General features: G+C 65.4%; 1 protein-coding gene. It reads right to left on the bottom strand.

Annotated features, from left to right (window positions below):
• A partial coding sequence (gene fdhD, locus EN964_RS36220; protein WP_245490754.1) for a formate dehydrogenase accessory sulfurtransferase FdhD occupies positions 1-728 on the bottom strand: 728 nt, incomplete at both ends.

Below are 728 nucleotides of genomic sequence, written 5' to 3'. Positions count from 1 at the left end.
CCGCGAACCAGCGCCACCAGCGTCATGCCGGCCTCTTGCGCCGTGCGGATGGCAAGTGCGGTCGGCGCCGAGACGGCGATGATGAAGGCCGAGCCGATAGAAGCCGTCTTCTGCACCATTTCGACCGACACCCTGGATGTCACCACCACAGCACCGGATGCGCCATCGATGCCGGCCCTGGCCAGCGCGCCGGCCAGCTTGTCGAGCGCATTGTGACGGCCGACATCTTCGCGCGCCATGACGATGCCCTTGCCAGGCATATAGAAACCGGCGGCGTGTACCGCTCCGGTCTCGGTGTGCAGCGGCTGCACTTTGGACAAAAGCTTGACCGAACGAGCGATGTCGTCGGCATCAAGCGTAAGGCTTGAGGCACCAACCGCATCGACCGAGCGCATCGCTTCCTCGATCGACTCGATGCCGCAAAGCCCGCAGCCGACCGGGCCGGCGAGCCTTCGCCGCCGCGCTTCGAAACGTGTGTTGGCTCGGTCCTTCAGCCGGATCTGAATGTCGATGCCGGCGCCATGGTCCTCGACCTCGATGGCTTCGATCTCTTCGGGCAAGGCGATGATGCCTTCGGTCAGCGAGAAGCCGAGCGCGAAATCCTCGAAATCCGCCGGGCTTGCCATCATCACCGCATGCGTGGTGCCGGCAAAGGAGAACGCCACCGGCGTCTCTTCCGGCACCATCCGGTTGGCAGCCGTCGTCCCAACCGCGCGGTGCGCCAGCCG

The sequence above is a fragment of the Mesorhizobium sp. M7A.F.Ca.CA.001.10.2.1 genome, from assembly GCF_003998575.1.
Lineage (GTDB): Bacteria > Pseudomonadota > Alphaproteobacteria > Rhizobiales > Rhizobiaceae > Mesorhizobium.
Note: the sequence above shows the minus strand (reverse complement) of the source record. Positions and strands in the feature narration are given on the sequence as shown.